General features: G+C 71.3%; 18 protein-coding genes and 1 riboswitch. Of the genes, 11 read left to right on the plus strand and 7 right to left on the minus strand.

Annotation, left to right across the window (positions count from 1 at the left end; genetic code table 11):
- Nucleotides 1-99 precede the first annotated feature (99 nt).
- The gene (locus AC5P1C_RS05645; RefSeq protein WP_493864540.1) at nucleotides 100-636 is read right to left on the minus strand and encodes an SAV_6107 family HEPN domain-containing protein; all 537 of its coding nucleotides are present in this window, start codon (nucleotides 634-636) and stop codon (nucleotides 100-102) included.
- A gap of 143 nt (nucleotides 637-779) precedes the next feature.
- On the opposite strand from AC5P1C_RS05645, the gene AC5P1C_RS05650 reads away from it, so the two are divergent.
- The 5 genes from AC5P1C_RS05650 to AC5P1C_RS05670 all read left to right on the plus strand — a co-directional run bounded on the left by AC5P1C_RS05650 (nucleotide 780) and on the right by AC5P1C_RS05670 (nucleotide 6931).
- Nucleotides 780-1613, plus strand: coding sequence for an ATP-binding cassette domain-containing protein (locus AC5P1C_RS05650; protein WP_493864541.1), 834 nt, complete (start codon nucleotides 780-782; stop codon nucleotides 1611-1613).
- A complete protein-coding gene (locus AC5P1C_RS05655; protein ID WP_493864542.1) occupies nucleotides 1585-3669 on the plus strand; it encodes a YhgE/Pip family protein in 2085 nt (694 codons plus the stop codon). Before AC5P1C_RS05650 ends, AC5P1C_RS05655 begins: the two co-directional genes overlap by 29 nt.
- 71 nt (nucleotides 3670-3740) lie before the next feature.
- The gene (locus AC5P1C_RS05660; RefSeq protein WP_351162424.1) at nucleotides 3741-4358 is read left to right on the plus strand and encodes a TetR/AcrR family transcriptional regulator; all 618 of its coding nucleotides are present in this window, start codon (nucleotides 3741-3743) and stop codon (nucleotides 4356-4358) included.
- Between the two features lie 387 nt (nucleotides 4359-4745).
- Nucleotides 4746-5360, plus strand: coding sequence for a DUF4126 domain-containing protein (locus AC5P1C_RS05665; protein ID WP_493864543.1), 615 nt, complete (start codon nucleotides 4746-4748; stop codon nucleotides 5358-5360).
- A gap of 44 nt (nucleotides 5361-5404) precedes the next feature.
- Nucleotides 5405-6931, plus strand: a complete 1527-nt coding sequence (locus AC5P1C_RS05670) for a phytoene desaturase family protein (RefSeq protein WP_493864544.1) — start codon at nucleotides 5405-5407, stop codon at nucleotides 6929-6931.
- Between the two features lie 20 nt (nucleotides 6932-6951).
- Here the strand turns inward: AC5P1C_RS05670 and AC5P1C_RS05675 are convergent, their stop codons facing one another.
- The 5 genes from AC5P1C_RS05675 to AC5P1C_RS05695 form a co-directional block, all read right to left on the minus strand.
- A complete protein-coding gene (locus tag AC5P1C_RS05675) occupies nucleotides 6952-7815 on the minus strand; it encodes a hypothetical protein (RefSeq protein WP_493864545.1) in 864 nt (287 codons plus the stop codon).
- Nucleotides 7816-7860: 45 nt separating this feature from the next.
- Complete coding sequence (gene metF, locus AC5P1C_RS05680; RefSeq protein WP_493864546.1) at nucleotides 7861-8781, minus strand: methylenetetrahydrofolate reductase [NAD(P)H]; 921 nt, start codon at nucleotides 8779-8781, stop codon at nucleotides 7861-7863.
- A gap of 89 nt (nucleotides 8782-8870) precedes the next feature.
- Nucleotides 8871-9521 carry a thiamine phosphate synthase gene (thiE, locus tag AC5P1C_RS05685; RefSeq protein WP_493864547.1) on the minus strand — a complete coding sequence of 217 codons (651 nt, stop codon included), beginning with the start codon at nucleotides 9519-9521 and terminating at the stop codon, nucleotides 8871-8873.
- A gap of 116 nt (nucleotides 9522-9637) precedes the next feature.
- Nucleotides 9638-10003, minus strand: a complete 366-nt coding sequence (locus AC5P1C_RS05690; protein WP_249590410.1) for an Rv2175c family DNA-binding protein — start codon at nucleotides 10001-10003, stop codon at nucleotides 9638-9640.
- 53 nt (nucleotides 10004-10056) lie between these two features.
- On the minus strand, nucleotides 10057-11223 hold the full coding sequence (locus AC5P1C_RS05695; RefSeq protein WP_493864955.1) for an NAD(P)/FAD-dependent oxidoreductase: 1167 nt from the start codon (nucleotides 11221-11223) through the stop codon (nucleotides 10057-10059).
- Nucleotides 11224-11407: 184 nt separating this feature from the next.
- Nucleotides 11408-11521: riboswitch (TPP riboswitch) on the plus strand.
- Between AC5P1C_RS05695 and thiO the strand changes: the two genes are divergently transcribed.
- The 5 genes from thiO (at nucleotide 11519) to AC5P1C_RS05720 (ending at nucleotide 16744) form a co-directional block, all read left to right on the plus strand.
- Entirely contained in the window at nucleotides 11519-12709 is a 1191-nt protein-coding gene (thiO, locus tag AC5P1C_RS05700) for a glycine oxidase ThiO (protein WP_493864548.1), read from the plus strand. (Overlaps the previous riboswitch by 3 nt.)
- Nucleotides 12706-12924 (plus strand): sulfur carrier protein ThiS, encoded by a 219-nt coding sequence (gene thiS, locus AC5P1C_RS05705; protein WP_361045521.1) that lies wholly within the window; start codon nucleotides 12706-12708, stop codon nucleotides 12922-12924. The genes thiO and thiS overlap by 4 nt, the downstream gene beginning before the upstream one ends.
- Nucleotides 12925-12930: 6 nt before the next feature.
- Nucleotides 12931-13725 carry a thiazole synthase gene (locus AC5P1C_RS05710; protein ID WP_493864549.1) on the plus strand — a complete coding sequence of 265 codons (795 nt, stop codon included), beginning with the start codon at nucleotides 12931-12933 and terminating at the stop codon, nucleotides 13723-13725.
- Between the two features lie 91 nt (nucleotides 13726-13816).
- Nucleotides 13817-15784, plus strand: a complete 1968-nt coding sequence (gene pknB, locus AC5P1C_RS05715; RefSeq protein WP_493864550.1) for a Stk1 family PASTA domain-containing Ser/Thr kinase — start codon at nucleotides 13817-13819, stop codon at nucleotides 15782-15784.
- Between the two features lie 75 nt (nucleotides 15785-15859).
- Nucleotides 15860-16744, plus strand: coding sequence for a deoxyribonuclease IV (locus AC5P1C_RS05720; RefSeq protein WP_493864551.1), 885 nt, complete (start codon nucleotides 15860-15862; stop codon nucleotides 16742-16744).
- A gap of 67 nt (nucleotides 16745-16811) precedes the next feature.
- On the opposite strand, the gene AC5P1C_RS05725 is transcribed toward AC5P1C_RS05720, so the two are convergent.
- A complete protein-coding gene (locus AC5P1C_RS05725; protein ID WP_493864552.1) occupies nucleotides 16812-17444 on the minus strand; it encodes a sulfite oxidase-like oxidoreductase in 633 nt (210 codons plus the stop codon).
- A gap of 174 nt (nucleotides 17445-17618) precedes the next feature.
- Here AC5P1C_RS05725 and bfr point away from each other — a divergent pair, with 174 nt between their 5' ends.
- Nucleotides 17619-18098, plus strand: coding sequence for a bacterioferritin (gene bfr / locus AC5P1C_RS05730; RefSeq protein ID WP_160504564.1), 480 nt, complete (start codon nucleotides 17619-17621; stop codon nucleotides 18096-18098).
- Nucleotide 18099 lies beyond the last annotated feature (1 nt).

Consider the following 18099-nt stretch of genomic DNA (forward strand, 5'->3'; position numbering starts at 1 on the left):
TGAAGGCCTTTCCCAACCAGTCGGAGCCAGAGATCCTTCCGGCCGTCGCTTGACGCCTTAAAGCCGTGGGATGTCTATTGCCTTGGGCCGACTGCCCCGTCACCCGTCCCGGCTCGCGTCCGGCTGGTCCTGCCTGGGCTGGGGCAGCACGGGCTGCAGGACCAGCATCCGCTCGACGATGCGCAAGAACATCGCCACGTCACGCAGCAGGTCGTCCGCGTCCCGGACGGTGGCCGCGCCCTGTATGCCGGCCTCCGCGCGGGCCCTGCGCGCCGCGCCGGATGCGAACAGGGCGCTCCACTCGGTCAGTTCGGGTGCTATCTCGGGGAGCACTTCCCAGGCGCTCCGGATCCGCTGCCTGCGTCGCGGGGTCGCCTCGGGGCGGCCGCGGGCGGCCAGGACGGCGGCGGCGGTGCGCAGGGCCGCGAGGTGGGCCGTGGCATAGCGCTCGTTCGGAGTCTCCAGGTGCGCGGCTTCGTCGATGCCTGCGCGGGCCTGGGCGAGCAGTTCGAGTGCGGCGGGCGGGGCCGTGGCCCGGCGCAGGACGGGGTGGACGTCGCTCGCGGGGCCGGTCGCTACAGGGGCAGGGCCGACGGGGCGGTGCCGACGTGCGGCTGCTGCGGAAGTGCTGGCCATGACGAACCTCCTGTCGTCGCGTAACGGCGCGGTGGCCGTATGTGCCCATCGTGGAGTACGCCACTGACAATCGGCCCTGACCTGGGGTTTTGCCTCGATCGTAGGTTCGGGCTAGTTTTTGCACTGACCAGTCAGTTCAAAAGATGGCGCGAGGGGGAACTGTGGACGGGCCGAACGACGGCACGCGGGGAGTGGCCGTCACAGCGCGGGAGTTCGGGCTCAAGGGCCCGCGGGGCTGGGCGTTCCGCGGGATCGGGGTCGAGGCCCGGCCGGGGTCGCTGATCGCGATCGAGGGGGCTTCGGGGTCGGGCCGGACCTGTCTGCTGCTGGCGCTCACCGGGCGGATGCGCCCCACGGAGGGCGAGGCGTCCGTGGGGGGCTTCCGGCTGCCCAATCAGCTCGCGGCGGTGCGCCGGATCAGTGCGCTCGGGCCCGTGCCCGGCGTGACGGATCTCGATCCGGCGCTCACCGTGGCCGAGCATCTGCACGAACGGGCGCTGCTGCAGCGGCGGTTCGGCGGCTCCCTGCGGGGTCTGCTCAGGCCGCGCGCCGAGCGGACCGCCGAGGCGCGCCTGCGGATCGACACCGCCCTTGCCGCCGCCGGGCTCGACATGGAGTCGCTGCCCAAGGGGCGGCGGACCTCCGTGCGCGACCTGGAGCGCATCGAAGCGCTGCGGCTCTCCGTGGCCCTGGCCCTCATCGGTCGGCCCCGGTTGCTGGGCGTCGACGACCTCGACCTCAAGTTGTCGGACGCCGAACGGGGCGCGGCCTGGGACCTGTTGAGGTCCATCACGCAGAACGGCACCACCGTCGTGGCGGTGTGCAGCAAGGCTCCCGATGACGCGGTGGCCGTATCGACCGCGCGGCCCGCCGACGGCGCCTCGGACACGGACGACGACACGCACGACGACACGGGCCCCGACACGGACGACGACAAGGAGACGGCCGATGCGCTCGCCGAAGCTGGCCTCGCTTGAGCTCAGGCGCTTCGGCAGGGGGAAGCTGCCGCGCATGGCGCTGGTCGCGCTCCTGCTGCTGCCCCTGCTGTACGGCGCGCTGTACCTGTGCTCCTTCTGGGACCCGTACGGCCGTCTCGACCGCATACCGGTGGCGCTCGTCAACGACGACGAGGGCGCCACGGCCGCGGGCAAGAAGCTCGCGGTGGGCGACGGCATCGTCGACGGGCTTGAGGACAGCAAGACCTTCGACTGGCGCGAGGTGAGTTCCGCCGAGGCGCGCAAGGGTGTCGAGGACGGGACGTACTACCTGTCCCTGACGATGCCTTCGGACTTCAGCAAGCGCGTGGCGTCCAGTTCGGGGGACTCCCCGGAGACGGGCGCTCTGCAGGTCCGTACGAACGACGCCAACAACTACATCGTCGGGCAGATCTCCCGGACGGTCTTCTCCGAGGTGCGCACGGCGGCCTCCACCAAGGCCTCGCGCTCCTTCCTCGACAAGATCTTCATCTCGTTCTCCGACATCCATGGAGAGACCAAGAAGGCGGCCGAGGGCGCGGACAAGCTCGACAGCGGCATCGGCGAGGCCAAGAAGGGCTCGAAGAAGCTCGTGACCAGCCTCAACGACGCCAAGAAGGGCAGCAGCGACCTGGCCGAGGGCATCAAGAAGCTCGACAAGGGCGCCGGTGACCTTCAGAGCGGTTCGAAGAAGGTCTCGGTCGGCACTCAGAAGCTGGCCGACAAGGTCAACGGCACCGCGGACCAGGTGCGGCCCTTCCTGAAGGACAACGGCAAGACCATCGGGGACACGGCCCAGCTCGTCGCCGACTCCTCCAAGGCCCTGCGGGGCAACCTGGACACCTGGGTCAAGCTCGCGCCCGTGGCGGCCGACGGCGCCAAGAAGGGCTCCGAGACCATCGGCGGCCTCTACACGAAGCGCTGCGAGAACCTCCCGGTGCCCGACCCCGCCTGCCCGGAGATCAAGAAGGCCAAGACGGCGGCGGAGAACGTGTCGACCATCGCGGACGACATGAACACCGTGGTCAAGGACCAGAACAGCGACGTCAAGAAGCTCGACAAGCACCTGGCCGCGCTGCAGAAGAAGTCCCAGGCGCTCGCCGACCGCGCACCGCACCTGAACGAGGACCTGGACAAGGCCGTCACCCAGATCAACGACCTCAACTCGGGCGCGGGGAAGGTCGCCAAGGGCGCCAAGAAGCTGCACACGGGCCTGGGCACCGCCCAGACCGGCGCCACGGACCTGGACACGGGCGTCGGCAAGATCAAGAAGGGCGCGACCGACCTCAAGGGCGGCCTCTACAAGCTGGCCGACGGCTCCGAGAAGCTGTCCGGCGGGCTGCACGACGGCGTCAAGAAGATCCCCGACTACGACAAGAAGGACCGCGACCAGCGCACCGATGTCATGGCCGACCCGGTGCAGCTCGCCTCCCAGTCGATGCACAAGGCGCCCAACTACGGCACGGGCTTCGCCCCGTACTTCATCCCGCTGTCCCTGTGGGTCGGCGCGATGGTGGCCTACATGCTGATCCAGCCGCTCAACCGGCGGGCGCTCGCCGCGGGCGCCTCCGCCTGGCGGATCGCGTTCGCGGGCTGGCTGCCGGTCGCCGCCCTCGGCGTCCTGCAGACGGCGGCCCTGATGTCGGTGCTGCACTGGGGACTTGGCCTGCAGATGGCGCGGGCGGCCGGGACGGTGGGCTTCCTCTGCCTGGTGACCTGCTGCTTCGCGGCGATCGTGCAGTGGCTGAACGCACGCTTCGGAGCGGCCGGGCGGATCCTCGTCCTCGCGGTCCTGATGCTCCAGCTGACGTCGGCGGGCGGCACGTACCCCGTCCAGACGAGTCCGTCCTTCTTCGGCGCGATCCACCCCTTCTTGCCGATGAGCTACGTCGTCGACGCCCTCCGGAGGCTCATCACGGGCGGCGGTCTCGGCCCCGTCTGGCAGGCGTGCGTGGTCCTGACGGCGTTCACGGCGGGCGCCCTCGCGCTCACCGCGCTCGCCGCGCACCGCAAGCAGGTGTGGACCCTGGACCGCCTGCACCCGGAGCTGAGCCTGTGAGACCAGGGACAGAGCCTGTGAGACCCGGAACAGAGCCTGTGCGGGCGCCGAGACCTGTGAGAATCAGGCCCATGGACAGCAGCGCAACCAGCACCCGGCGTGAGGCCACCCGGCAGAAGCTCTACGAGGCGGCCGTCACGCTCATCGCGGAGCAGGGCTTCTCGGCCACGACGGTCGACGAGATCGCCGAGCGGGCCGGGGTGGCGAAGGGCACGGTCTACTACAACTTCGCGAGCAAGTCGGTCCTCTTCGAAGAGCTGCTGCGGCACGGCGTCGGTCTGCTGACCGCTTCTCTGAAAGAGGCGGCCGAGAAGGCGGCGGGGAGCGGCGGCAGGCAGGTCGACGCACTGGACGCGATGATCCGCGCGGGCCTGGTCTTCATCGACCGCTACCCGGCCTTCACGCAGCTGTACGTCGCCGAGCTGTGGCGCACCAACCGTGCCTGGCAGTCCACCCTGATGGTGGTCAGGCAGCAGGCGGTCGCCGTCGTCGAGGACGTGCTGCGCGCCGGCGTCGAGAACGGCGAGCTCAGCGAGGAGATCGACATCCCCCTGACGGCCGCCGCGCTCGTCGGGATGGTCCTGGTGGCCGCCCTCGACTGGCAGGCCTTCCAGCCGGAGCGCTCGCTCGACGACGTGCACTCGGCGCTCTCGCGGCTGCTGCAGGGCCGTGTGAGCGGAGGCCGCTGAGCCTCCCCGGAGCCGCACACAAGGGCGCCGGTCCGGTGCGGCCTGATCTCCAGGCCGCACCGGACCGGCGCTTCTTGCGTTCCCCCGCGGTCCCCCCGCATTCCCCCGTTCGGCCCCCGGGTGGTCATCCCCGAGTCGCCGCCCGTCACCCCCGTGTCTCACTCCCACCTTCGGCGGGGTGGGAGGAGCGGCCAAGGGCGCCGCGCCGTTCCGCCGCCCCGTGTCGGCGGTACGGGCGCTGCGCCCTTCTCCGTGTCCCTCACTCTTCCGTCCACGCAGGTCGGGACCCATCCGCGCTGGTACTCATCTCCATCACTAGGTACGGATACTCAGGCCTGGGTGCTCATCCCCAGGCCGGGACGTTCCCGACTGGTTACGATCGCGTCCGTGTCCGTACTCCCCCTGGTCTTCACCAGCGGCTGGGCAAGCGGGATCAACGCGTACGCCGTGGTCCTGCTGCTCGGTGTCTTCGGCGCGACCGGGATCTCCGACGAGGTTCCGGAGTCGCTGCAACGTCCTGATGTGCTGATCGTCTCCGGGGTCCTCTTCGCCTGCGAGGCCGTCGCCGACAAGATCCCTTACGTCGACTCGGTGTGGGACACGGCGCACACCGTGATCCGGCCGGTGTCCGGCGCCGTGGTGGGTGCGCTGCTCGCGGGCCAGAGCGGTTCGCTGCCCGACCTGGCGGCGGGGGCGGTGGGCGGTTCGACCGCGCTGGCCAGCCACTGCGTGAAGGCCGGGACGCGGATGGCGATCAACACCTCGCCGGAGCCGTTCAGCAACGTCATCGTGAGCACGGCGGAGGATCTCGGGGTCGGCGGGATCGTCAGCTTCGCGATGTTCTATCCGGAGGCGGCGGCGATCATCGCGGCCGTGCTGCTGGTCCTCGGTCTGATCCTGCTGTACTTCCTGATCTCGCGGATCCGGCGGTTCCTGCGGCGCAGGGCGCAGCGGCGCGAGGAGAAACGGCTCGCCGCCCATCAGGGACGGCCGCCGGACTGAGGCTCCCGGCGTGACTGTCAGTGGCGGCCGATAAAGTCCCTGGCATGGCACGGATTGTGGTGATCGGCGCAGGGATGGGCGCGATGGCGGCCGCCGCCCGGCTGGCCGTCGCGGGCCACCGGGTGGTGGTGCACGAGCGGTCGGGTACGTACGGCGGCGCGCTCGGCAGCTTCGAGCGGGACGGCTTCGCCTTCGACACGGGCCCCGGCCTCCTGCAGCTCCCCGCCGTCTATCGCGACTTGTTCGTCAAGACGGGCAAGGAGCCGCTGGAGAAGTGCGTCGACCTCTCCCAGGTGGAGCCCGCCGTGCGGCACGTCTTCGCGGACGGCACGGCGGCCGACCTGCCGAACGCCTCACGCGCGGGCGTCGGCGAGGCCCTGGACGCGGCGCTCGGCAGCGGCGCCGGCGCCGCCTGGTCGGCGTACATGAACCGCGCCCGTGAGGCATGGGACCGCACCCGGCGCCCCCTCCTGGAAGAGCCCCTCTGGCCGAACTGGCAGGTCCTGGCCGAGCGCGAGCCCTACCCCGCGGTGGCACACAAGCGCCTCCTGCGGCGCGAGCGGCGCGCGAGGACCCTCACCGAAGTCGGCGAGCTCGAACTGGGCGGCGACGCACGGCTCATCGCGCTCCTCGAGCAGTACGCCCTCGCGTGCGGCCTCGACCCCCGGGCGACCCCGGCCAGCGCGGCCGTCCTGCCCTATCTGGAGCACACCTTCGGCGCGTGGTCGGTGCGCGGCGGGATGCGCGCGCTCGCGACCGCCGTGTACGAGCGGTGCCTCGCCCGGCGGGTCGAGTTCGTGTTCGACTCCCCTGTCATCCGGATCGTCGAGAAGGACGGCCGCGCGGCGGGCGTCGAACTCGCGGACGGGACGGCGCTGGAGGCGGACTTCGTCGTCGCCGGTGTCGCGCCCGGCGCACTCGACGAGTTGGTCTCCGGTGGATCCCCCCTGCCCGGCGCAACCGGTGTGAACATACGGGCGGAGAGTGAAGTGCGGGCCAGATCCGGACTGCCCAGCCGCCTCATGGTCTTCCTCGCGCTGCGCGGCACGAGGCCCGAGGGCACACCTCACCGGACGGTGCTGCACACACCCGACCGCCAAGGCGAGCTCGACCGGCTCTTCGGGAACCGCCCGGGACTGCCCGCCGCCCCCACCCTCACGCTGCTGCGCCCGGACGACCCGGCGCTCACGCCCGACGCCGAGCACGAGGCGGTCACCCTGACGGCCACGGTGCCCGCGCACACGGAGATCACCGGGGCGGACGTGGAGCGCCTCCTCGACCGCGCCGAGTCCGCGGTGCCCGGCCTCCAAGGCCGCCTCCTGTGGCACGAGGCCCGCACCCCGGCCGACATCGCGGAGGCCACGGGTGCCGACGGCGGCGCGGTCCCGCCCCCGTCTCTCGCGGCGGGCGACGGCCGGCTGCTGCACCCGGCCAACAGCACGCGTCTGCCGGGGCTCTTCGCGGTCGGCGGCTGGTCCCATCCGGGCGGCGGACTTCCGCACGCGGGCATGTCGGGCACGCTGGTCGCCGGACTGATCGTGGAGGGACCGGACTTCCGGGGCTCGCAGTGAGCGACAGCGGCCGCTAGGGATCAGTAGCGGTACTGCTCGTTGTAACCCGCGTCATAGCCGTTCGGCTGGGCCTGCTCGCCCTGGTAGGGATACGGCTGCTCCGGCGGGAGTTCGCCGCCGTACTGGCCGTAGGGGTCCTCGGCACTGCGCTGCTGGGGCACCCAGACCCCGCCGGGCGGCGTCTCGCTGTAGGCCCCGGCCCCGGTGCCGTACGGATCGGCGGCGGGATAGGGCGCGTACTGCTGCTGGTCTCCGTACGTGTCGTAGCTCGGCTGGCCGCCGTACGTCTGCGTGCCGATGTACGGGTCGGAGTACGCGGCGTACTGCTGCTGCCCCGTCTCGCCGTACGCGTATGGCTGCTGGGGGTCATAGCCCGCGGTGGCGTACGTGTCGTAGCCGTAGCCGCTGTCCGCCGTGGCGGACTGCTGCTGGTCGTACGCCGTGTCGCTGTAGATGCCGTACTGCCCGGTGTCGTCGGGCAGCGGCTCCGGCGCGTAGACCCCGGTGCCGGGGGCGGTCTCGGGCGGCGGGCCCGCCTGCTCGTACTCCAGGTCGGAGACCTGGAGCGTCGGTTCCTGGGAGGCCTCGGCGCCCCGCGGCGACGTCTTGCGGCGCTTGCTCAGGCCGGGCTGGCCGCCGAGCGCCCAGCCGGTCGAGAAGCCGCGGCGGAACGACAGCGTCACGTACGTCTGCCCTGTGGCGAAGGCGATCGCGCCGATCCCGATGACCACCACCGACGGCAGCAGCACGCCGATGACCACGCCGAGGAAGCCGCCGAAGGCGAGCAGCCGCCAGCGCAGGCGCGCCTTGTACTGCAGCAGCACCTCGCCGAGCAGCCACAGCGCTACGCATCCGAACGCGATGTAGAGGACCGTCCAGCCCATGTACGCCCCTCTCCCCCCGGCCGCCGCCCAAGGGGGTGCGGCCGGTCAGGCCTGCGGGTGATGCAGGCCCAGATTCTCGTAGATTTCCAGCGTCGCCGTCGAGTTGTTGAGCGTGATGAAGTGCAGTCCCGGGACACCCTCGGCCAGCAACCGCGCGCAGAACTCCGTCGCGAACTCGATGCCAATGGAGCGTACAGCCGCCGGATCGTCTTTGGCTGTGAGGATGCGCTCTTTGAGTTCGGGCGGGAAGGACGCGTTGCTGAGCTGGGGCAGCCGCTCCAGCATGCGCACGTTCGTGACCGGCATGATCTCCGGGATGATCGGCGTCGAGCAACCCGCTGCCTCGACCCGGTCACGCAGGCGCAGATACTCCTCCGGGTAGAAGAACATCTGTGTGATCGCGTAGTCCGCGCCCGCGCGGCACTTGTCGACGAAGTGCCGGACGTCGGTGTCCCAGTCGGCCGAGCGCGGATGCATCGCGGGGAAGGCCGCGACGCCCACGCAGAAGTCGCCCGACTCCTTGATCAGCCGGACCAGTTCGGCGGCGTACGTGAGGCCCTCGGGGTGCTTGACCCAGTCGGCGAGCGGGTCGCCGGGCGGGTCGCCGCGGACCGCAAGCATGTTCCTGATGCCGGCGTCCGCGTACTGCCCGATGATGTTGCGCAATTCGGCCACGGAGTGGTCGACCGCGGTCAGGTGCGCGACCGGGGTGAGCGTCGAGTCGGCGACGATCTGCTGCGTCTCCTTGACCGTGCCCGCACGCGTCGAACCGCCCGCCCCGTACGTCACGGAGACGAAGCTGGGGGCCACCGCCTCGACCCGGCGCAGGGCGTTCCACAGGTTCCGCTCGCCCTTCGGGGTCTTCGGCGCGGAGAACTCGAACGAGTACGTCGTCTTGCCGGTCGCGAGCATGTCGCGCACGGTGCGTGCGCGATCAGTTCTGGTGGAAGCAGTGCCTAGGGCCATACGGGCAGGTTACTGACGGGGCACCGCCAACGGCCAATTCCCGTCCAACCTGCGGACAGCCTCGCCGAAGGTTGGCCGAAGATCGTCGATCAGGCCGAACGCAGCCGCTTCGCGAAGTCGGCCGCTGCCGCCGCCGGATCGTCCGCCTCCGTGATCGCCCGTACGACGACGACGCGGCGGGCGCCCGCTTCGAGCACCTCGTCGAGATTGCCCGCGTCGATGCCGCCGATCGCGAACCAGGGGCGGTCCGTGCCGAGCGAGGCCGTGTACCGGACGAGGTCGAGCCCGGGGGCGTGCCGGCCCGGCTTCGTGGGGGTCGGCCAGCAGGGGCCCGTGCAGAAGTAGTCCACGCCGTCCTGCGTCGCCGCGGCCGCCGCCTCGGTGTCCGCGTGCGTGGAACGGCCGATCAGGACGTCATCGGCGAGGATGCGGCGGGCCGCGGGCACGGGCAGGTCGCCCTGGCCGAGGTGCAGCACGTCGGCGCCGATGGCGTGCGCGACGTCCGCGCGGTCGTTCACCGCGAGGAGCTTGCCGTGCCGGCGGGCGGCGTCGGCGAAGACCTGGAGGTGGTCGAGCTCCTCGGCCGCCTCCATGCCCTTGTCGCGCAGCTGCACGATGTCGACGCCGCCGCCGAGGACGGCGTCGAGGAACTCCGGGAGGTCTCCCTGGCGCTTGCGGGCATCCACACACAGGTAGAGGCGGGCGTCGGCGAGCTGCTCGCGGGCAGGCTTGGTGGCCATGAAGAGGTCCCCCCGGTCGTCGGTGGCCTACGGGCCGCGTGTCCCCGGGGGAGACGCGGCCCGTACGCAACGGTTTTCCGTGTCGGTCAGACGTGTTTCCGTCGGACGCGCTTCGGTCAGACGGCGAGCGCCTGGGCGCGGCGCTTCACCTCCGTGCCGCGATTCTCGCTCAGGGCCTGCGCGGGGGTGCCGGGCAGGGTCGGGTCGGGAGTGAAGAGCCACTCCAGCATCTCTTCGTCGGAGAAGCCGTCGTCCCTCAGGAGCGTCAAGGTGCCGGTGAGGCCCTTGACGATCTTGTCGCCGTCGATGAAGGCGGCCGGCACCGCGAGCGCGCGGTTCTCACCACGGCGTACGGCGATCAGCTGGCCCTCCTTGACCAGCTGGCGCACACGCGTCACCTCGACGTCGAGCATTTCTGCGATGTCGGGGAGGTGGAGCCACTCGGGGACGAGAGCATCAGTCTTTGCGTCAATCTCGGTCACGGGGCAAGGGTATCTCCGGGCACCGACAGCGGCCGGGCAGCGGGTCCCCCGCGTTACGCGACCACTGCCTTCTTCAGCGGTACCGCGGGGTCGGACGCCAGCTCAGGGGAGAGATGAGCGCCCGCCTCGATCAGCTTGCGGCCCTGCGCCAGGTCCCTGGGGCGGCCCACCGCGAGGACGGCCACCAGGGCACCCTGCCGGAGCCAGCACACGGTCCAGGCGGTGCCCGAGGGGTCGCCGCGCCGCACCAGCTCGTCGGCGGACGCGTGGTGGCCCGCGTACTGGACGAAGCGGCCGAACTGCTCGGACCAGAAGTACGGGACGGGGTCGTACGCCGAAGGGGTCTCGCCGATGATGTTCGCCGCCACCGTGCGCGGCCCCTGGAGGGCGTTGTCCCAGTGGTGCACGAGAAGGCGCTCGCCATACCTTCCCGAAGGGAAGGAGGAGCAGTCGCCGACCGCGTACACATCGGGCTGCGACGTCCGCAGGTGGTCGTCGGCGACGATCTCCCGGTGGGCGCCGAGCGTGATGCCGGAGTCCGCGAGCCAGGCCGTGGCGGGGCGGGCGCCGATACCGACGACGACCGCGTCCGCGGGCAGCCGGGTGCCGTCGTCCAGGAGGACGCTGCCGGGCTCGACGCGCTCCACGCGCGCGTGGGTGCGCAGTTCGGCCCCCGCGTCCGCGTACCAGGACGCCATGGGCGCCGCGACTTCCCCGGGCAGCGCCCCCGCGAGCGGTCGCTCGGCGGCCTCGACGACGGTGACGGAGCAGCCCGCCTCGCGCGCGGCGGTCGCGAACTCGGCGCCGATCCAGCCCGCTCCGACGACCACGATGCGGTGCTGCTCGGCGAGCACGGGCCGCAGCCGCTCGGCGTCGTCGAGGGTGCGCAGCAGGTGGACGCCGGGGACCCCGGACGCGCCGGGCAGCAGGATCGGTTCGGCGCCGGTGGCGATGACCAGGGCGTCGTACGGGACCGGGCCCCGCTCGGTGTCCAGCTCGTGGTCCGCGGTGCGGATGCCCGTGACCTCGTGGCCCAGGCTCAGTTCGATGCCGAGCGCCTCGAAGTCGATGTCGAAGGCGGAGCCTTCCGCCTTGCCGAGCAGCACGGCCTTGGAGAGCGGCGGCCTGTCGTACGGCTGGTGGGGTTCCGCGCCGATCAGGGTGACCGCACCGGCGAACCCCTGCTCGCGCAGGGCCACGGCGGTCTGCACCCCGGCCATCCCCGCGCCGACGATGACGACCCGGCGCTCTTCCTGCCTCCGCTGCTCACTCACCCGATCACTGTAGGGCGGCGGGCGACGCGTGCCTCAGGGCGCGTCGAGGAGATCTCTGACACACCGTCACTGCCCATGACCGCACAGCTGCCCTACCTGCCCTGCGGCGCCAAGGGCTAAGGTTGCCGTGCAGAGCACTCGCGGGAGCCCGGACGCACCGGGCTGAGAGGGAGGCTGGGACGGCCTCCGACCGTACGAACCTGATCCGGGTCATGCCGGCGAAGGGAGGGGCTGGACGCCCATGCATCCACGGACATCACCCGACGCGACGACCGACGTCGTGGTCGTCGGGGGCGGCATCATCGGCCTGGTCACGGCCTGGCGGGCAGCGCAGCACGGCCTGTCCACCGCGGTCGTGGACCCCGAACCGGGCGGCGGCGCGGCGCAGGTCGCCGCGGGCATGCTGGCCGCCGTCACCGAGCTGCACTACGGCGAGCAGACGCTGCTCGCGCTGAACCTGGCCTCCGCACAGCGCTATCCGGCGTTCGCGGCCGAGCTGGCGGAGGCGAGCGGCCGCGATCTCGGCTACCGCGCGTGCGGCACGCTCGCCGTCGCACTCGACTCCGACGACCGCGCCCACCTGCGCGAACTGCACACCCTTCAGCAGCAGTCGGGGCTCACATCGGAGTGGCTGAGCGGGCGCGAGTGCCGCCGCCTGGAGCCGATGCTCGCGCCGGGCGTCCGGGGCGGCCTTCGGGTCGACGGCGATCACCAGATCGACCCGCGCAGGCTCTCCGCGGCGCTCCTGGTGGCCTGCGAGCGGGCCGGCGTCGTCTTCCACCACACGTGGGCCGAGCGCCTCACCGTCGCGGGTGACCGGGCCACCGGAGTCGTCCTGACCGACGGCACCGCCCTGGAGGCCGGTCAGACCGTGCTCGCGGCGGGCAGCCTCAGCGGGCGCCTCACCGGGGTCCCGGAGGGCGTGCTGCCGCCCGTGCGCCCCGTGAAGGGGCAGGTCCTTCGGCTCACGGTGCCCCACCGGTACGCGCCGTTCCTGAGCCGCACCGTGCGCGCGGTCGTGCGCGGCAGCCACGTCTATCTGGTGCCGCGCGCGAACGGCGAGCTCGTGGTCGGCGCGACCAGCGAGGAGCTCGGCTGGGACACGACGGTCACCGCGGGCGGCGTGTACGAGCTGCTCCGGGACGCCCACGACCTCGTACCCGGCATCACGGAACTGCCGCTGACCGAGACCCGCGCGGGACTGCGCCCCGGCTCGCCCGACAACGCGCCGATGCTGGGCCCGACCGCGCTCCCCGGACTCCAGCTGGCCACCGGCCACTACCGCAACGGCGTCCTGCTGACGCCCGTCACCGGTGACGTCATGGCGCACGCCCTGACCACCGGTGAACTGCCCGACGAGGCGCGGGGGTTCACCCCTCTGCGCTTCGTCCGCGATCCCCTGACGCAGCGTTTCCTGGAGCAGCCCGCATGACTCTCTCCGCCGTTACAGCCGTCTCCGTGAACGGAGAAGCACGCGATGTGGCCGCGGGCACCACGCTCGAAGCCCTCGTCGCCACACTCACCGCGGCCCCGTCCGGGGTCGCCGCCGCGCTCAACGAAACCGTCGTACCGCGCACCCAGTGGTCCACCACCCCGCTCACCGAGGGGGACCGCGTCGAGGTCCTCACCGCCGTCCAAGGAGGCTGAACCGACATGGCAGACGACCCCTTCGTCATCGGCGGGCTCACCCTCTCCTCGCGCCTGATCATGGGTACGGGCGGTGCACCGAGCCTGGACGTCCTCGAACGCTCCCTCGTCGCATCCGGGACGGAGCTGACGACGGTCGCCATGCGCCGCCTCGATCCCGGCGTGCAGGGCTCGGTGCTCTCCGTCCTCGACCGGCTCGGCATCCGCGTCCTGCCGAACACGGCGGGCTGCTTCACCGCGGGCGAGGCCGTCCTGACCGCCCGGCTCGCGCGGGAGGCCCTCGGCACCGACCTGGTCAAGCTGGAGGTCATCGCGGACGAGCGCACGCTGCTGCCCGACCCGATCGAGCTCATCGATGCCGCCGAGACCCTGGTCGACGACGGCTTCACGGTCCTCCCGTACACGAACGACGACCCGGTCCTGGCCCGGAAGCTGGAGGACCTGGGCTGCGCGGCGATCATGCCGCTCGGCTCCCCCATCGGCTCCGGGCTCGGCATCCGCAACCCGCACAACTTCCAGCTGATCGTCGAACGCGCGGGCGTGCCGGTGATCCTGGACGCGGGCGCGGGGACGGCGTCCGACGCGGCGCTCGCCATGGAGCTGGGGTGCGCTGGTGTGATGCTCGCCTCGGCCGTGACGCGGGCGCAGGAGCCGGTGCTCATGGCCGAGGGCATGCGGCGCGGGGTCGAGGCGGGGCGGCTCGCGTACCGGGCCGGGCGGATTCCGCGGCGGCACTTCGCCGAGGCGTCGTCGCCCGCGGAGGGCATGGCGCGGCTGGACCCGGAGCGGCCCGCGTTCTGAGCGTCCCGCGCCTGTTACAGCTCGGCTGCAGTCGTGGCCCGAGCCAACCCGGGCGGGCAACCGTGTCAGCGGTGGCTCGTAGACTCCCTGCGTGGACACGACCCTTCAGGACCCGCTCGTCGGGCAGGTGCTCGACGGCCGCTATCGCGTGGACGGGCGGATCGCGGTCGGCGGGATGGCCACGGTCTACCGGGCCGTGGACACCCGCCTCGACCGCGTGCTCGCGCTCAAGGTCATGCACCCGACGCTGGCCGCCGACGTCTCCTTCGTCGACCGCTTCATCCGCGAGGCGAAGTCGGTGGCCCGGCTCTCGCACCCGAACGTGGTGGGGGTGTACGACCAGGGCACCGACGGTGCGTACGTCTATCTGGCGATGGAGTACATCGCCGGCTGCACCCTGCGTGACGTGCTCCGCGAGCGCGGCGCCCTGCAGCCGCGCGCGGCCCTCGACATCCTGGAGCCCGTCCTCGCCGCGCTCGGCGCCGCGCACCGCGCCGGGTTCGTGCACCGCGACATGAAGCCGGAGAACGTCCTCATAGGGGACGACGGCAGGGTCAAGGTCGCCGACTTCGGGCTCGTGCGCGCGGTGGACACCGTCACGAACACGACCGGCACGGTCCTCGGGACCGTCTCCTATCTCGCTCCCGAGCAGATAGAGCACGGCACGGCCGACACCCGGGTGGACGTGTACGCGTGCGGGGTCGTGCTCTACGAAATGCTGACCGGCGCCAAGCCGCACTCCGGCGAGTCGCCCGCCCAGGTGCTCTACCAGCACCTCCACGAGGACGTGCCGCCCCCGTCGGCGGCGGTCCCGGGCCTGGCCGTCGAGCTCGACGACCTGGTCGCGTCCGCCACGGCCCGCACGCCCGACGTACGCCCGCACGACGCGGTGGCGCTCCTCGGGCAGGCCAGGGAGGCGCGGGCCGCGCTCTCCGTGGAGCAACTGGACGCGGTGCCGCCACAGGCCCACGCGGCGGAGCACGACAACTCCGACGACCGCACGAGCGTGATCCCGCGCGCGGTGCGGTCCGTGCAGCTGCCGCTGCCCACGGACGGCGATCAGGACCGGCAGAGCAGCCAGGACCAGCAGGACCCGCTCAACCGCACGAGCGTCCTCGCGACGCCGCCGCCCGCTCCGCCGACCGCCCCCGACCGTGGGCGGCGCGTCGGCAATCCGCGCCGCGGTGTACTGGCCGTGGTCGTCGCCGTGCTCCTCGCGCTGGGTCTCGGCGCGGGCGTCTGGTACATCAACTCCGGCCAGTTCACGAAGGTCCCGCCGCTCCTGGCGAAGACCGAGTCGGCGGCCAAGGAGCGCCTCGGCGAAGCCGGACTCGACGTGAAGGACATCAAGCGCGCCTACAGCGACACCGACAAGCGCGGCACGGTCATGGCCACCCACCCCGGGGCGGGCGAGCGCATCCGTGACAACGGCAGCGTGACGCTGACCGTCTCGCTGGGCCCCGAGATCGTGAAGGTCCCTGGCCTCAAGGGCACCCCCCTGGCCGAGGCCAAGGGCAAGCTCAAGGACGCCGGGCTCGCTCCCGGGATGACGACCAAGTCCTTCAGCGACGACGTCCGCAAGGGCTCGGTGATCCGCACGGACCCGAGGTCGGGCACCAAGCGCAAGGCGGGCTCCGCCATCGCGATCGTCGTCAGCAAGGGCGTGGAGGTCGAGCTCCCGGACGTGACGGGCGACTCCGAGGCCGACGCGACCGCCGAGCTGGAGGACGCGGGCCTCAAGGTCAAGACCGAGACGGCGCGGGACTACTCCGACGAGGACAAGGGCACCGTCCTCGAGCAGGACCCCGCGGAGGGCGAGTCGCTCGCCGAGGGCGACACGGTCACCCTGACGCTGTCCAAGGGACCGGAGATGATCGAGGTCCCCGACGTCGAGGGCATGAGCGTGGACGACGCCACGCAGGAGCTCGAGGACGCGGGCTTCGAGGTCGACGAGGACCGCGGTCTGCTCGGCATCTTCGGGGACAAGGTCAAGGGCCAGTCGGTGGAGGGCGGCGACGAGGCCCCCAAGGGGTCCACGATCACCATCGAGATCCGTTGAGCCGCTGAACCACTGAGCCGCTGAGCCATTGGTCCGTTGACGGGGCACTCACGCGCGCATGCCACCCTTGAGCGCGTGAGCAGCAACAAGTCCCCCATCGCCCCGTACCGCAACCCCGTCGGCGGCCACGTCCCCGTGGCCGGCGGCCTCGCATCCGTGGGGCTCTCCTACGCCCGTGAGCTGGGTGCCGAGGCCGTCCAGGTCTTCGTGGCCAATCCGCGCGGCTGGGCGACGCCGCCCGGCAATCCGAAGCAGGACGAGGAGTTCCGCGCGGCCTGTGCCGCCGCGAGGATTCCGGCGTACGTCCACGCGCCCTACCTCATCAACTTCGGCTCGCACACCGAGGCGACCGCCGAGAAGTCCGTGGAGTCCCTGCGCCACTCGCTGCGCCGGGGCCGCGAGATCGGGGCGCTCGGCGTCGTCGTGCACACCGGCTCGGCGACCGGCGGCCGGGACCGCTCCGTCGCGCTGAAGCAGGTGCGCGACCGGATGCTGCCGCTCCTCGACGAGCTGACGCACGAGGACGACCCCTTCCTCCTCCTGGAGTCGACCGCGGGCCAGGGCTTCTCGCTCTGCTCACGCACCTGGGACTTCGGCCCGTACTTCGACGCCCTGGACGCCCACCCGAAGCTGGGCGTCTGCCTGGACACCTGCCACATCTTCGCGGCGGGCCACGACCTGGCCGGGCCCGGCGGCATGAAGGAGACCCTCGACCTGCTGGTCGACACGGTGGGCGAGGGCCGCCTGAAGCTGGTGCACGCCAACGACTCGAAGGACGTGGCAGGCGCCCACAAGGACCGTCACGAGAACATCGGCACCGGCCACATCGGCGAGGAGCCCTTCCGCGAGCTGATGCTCCACCCCGCGACCGAGAACGTACCGCTGATCATCGAGACGCCCGGCGGGAGGGAGGGACACGCGGCGGACGTTGCGCGCCTGAAGGAGCTGAGGAGCAGCTAGAGACCCCAGAGGCCGGCCCCGAAGACCCTCGAGCACTACCCCACAGGGGTATGGCGCGGACGCGGGACTAGAGCTCGGGGCCGTCCCCGGGCTCTTCCTGGTACGAGTAGCGCTGCTCGGTCCAGGGGTCACCGACGTTGTGATAGCCGCGCTCCTCCCAGAAGCCGCGGCGGTCGGCGGTCATGTACTCGATGCCGCGGACCCACTTGGGGCCCTTCCAGGCGTACAGATGCGGCACCACGAGCCGCAGCGGAAACCCGTGCTCCGCGGTCAGCAGTTCGCCCCCTTTGTGGGTGGCGAAAATCGTGCGCTCATCCATGAAGTCGGCCATCCGCAGATTCGAGCTGAAGCCGTACTCCGCCCAGACCATCACGTGCGTGGCGTCGGGTGCGGGCGGCGCGATGTCGAGCAGCGCACGCGCGGGCACACCGCCCCATTCGGCGCCGAGCATGCTGAACTTCGTGACGCAGTGCAGGTCGCCGACGACCGTCGCGTACGGAAGGGCCGAGAACTCCTCGTGCGTCCAGCAGTGCTTGTCCCCGTCGGCGGTGGCCCCGAAGACCCTGAACTCCCAGCGCTCCGGGCGGAACTTCGGCACCGGGCCGTAGTGGGTGACCGGCCAGCCCCGCTGGAGCCGCTGACCCGGTGGAAGCTCCGGCTCCACTGCTTCCCGAGATGCGCGATCCGCCGGCTGACCCATGTCTCCATCCTGACAGACCCCGGGCGGTGAACGTGACCAGGAGGGCGCCGACAGACGCAGGTCAGGCGCCGATTGGGGCAACTCCTACTAAGCATGCACTTACTGGACGGTCTGTCTGACCGGTGCAAGGATGCGCGGAACCTGCCCAGTTACCACGTGGAAGGAGCCTCTGCGATGCAGGGCGACCCCGAGGTCATCGAATTTCTCAACGAACAGCTGACCGCCGAGCTCACGGCGATCAACCAGTACTTTCTCCACGCCAAGATGCAGGAGAACTTCGGCTGGCCCAAGCTCGCCAAGTACACCCGGTCAGAGTCGATCGACGAGATGAAGCACGCGGAGATCCTGACCGACCGGATTCTCTTCCTCGACGGCCTGCCCAATTACCAGCGGCTCTTCCACGTGCGCGTGGGTCAGACCGTCACGGAGATGTTCCAGGCCGACCGGCAGATCGAGGCGGAGGCGATCGACCGCCTCAAGCGCGGGATCGAGGTGATGCGCGGCAAGGGGGACATCACTTCCGCGAATATCTTCGAGTCGATCCTCGAGGACGAGGAGCACCACATCGACTATCTCGACACCCAGCTCGAACTGGTCGAGAAGCTGGGCGAGCCGCTCTACATCTCTCAGCTGATCGAGCAGCCGGAGAGCTGAC

The organism is Streptomyces sp. A18 (assembly GCF_059026065.1).